Here is a 656-nt window from a genome sequence, read left to right as displayed (position 1 = left end):
GTGAACCGTCCTGGACTGGGTGGAGACCTGGTTTATGCCACCTCCGTCTCAGAGGTGACGCTCTCACGGTAGCGCGTCTCGTATTCGATGGGTGAGCAGTAGCCCAGCGACGAGTGCAGGCGGTCGGTGTTGAACCAGAACACATACGCTGCGGTCTCACGTTCGACCTCGGCGCGGTCGGTCCAGGTGCGACCGGTGTTGATGAGTTCGGTCTTGTAGAGCCCGATTGTCGATTCCATCAGCGCGTTGTCGAGGGCATCGCCAACCGATCCAATGGATCCGGTGATGTCGGCCTCCTGCAATGCCGCGGTAAACGCCAACGACGTATATTGACTCCCGGCGTCGCTGTGGTGCACCAAACCTGTTGCAGTGAAGTCGAATACGGTCCTACGTCGAGTGAACAACGCTTGCTCGACCACACTGGTCACCAACGGCGTGTGCTTGCTGGTCATGACCCGCCACCCGAGGATGCGTCGGGAGAACACATCGACGAGAAACGACACGTACACGAACCCGGCCAACGTCCACACATAGGTGAAGTCGGCCACCCACCACCGATCCGGACGATCCACTATATTCCATTGCCGGGAAACATGATCCGGGAACCGGGGCGCTTTGTCATCGCGGCGGGTGGTAACGGTGCGGTGAGAACCCCG

The 656-nt window shown here is 59.9% G+C and carries 1 protein-coding gene; it reads right to left on the bottom strand.

The genetic code is table 11. The features are described 5' to 3' along the window. Window positions 1-32: 32 nt before the first annotated feature. Window positions 33-656, bottom strand: a 624-nt coding sequence (locus tag P3L18_RS28140) for an IS3 family transposase (RefSeq protein WP_276116002.1), incomplete at its 5' end; no start/stop codon positions are given.

Source organism: Gordonia sp. N1V, from assembly GCF_029269935.1.
Lineage (GTDB): Bacteria > Actinomycetota > Actinomycetes > Mycobacteriales > Mycobacteriaceae > Gordonia > Gordonia polyisoprenivorans.
Note: the sequence above shows the minus strand (reverse complement) of the source record. Positions and strands in the feature narration are given on the sequence as shown.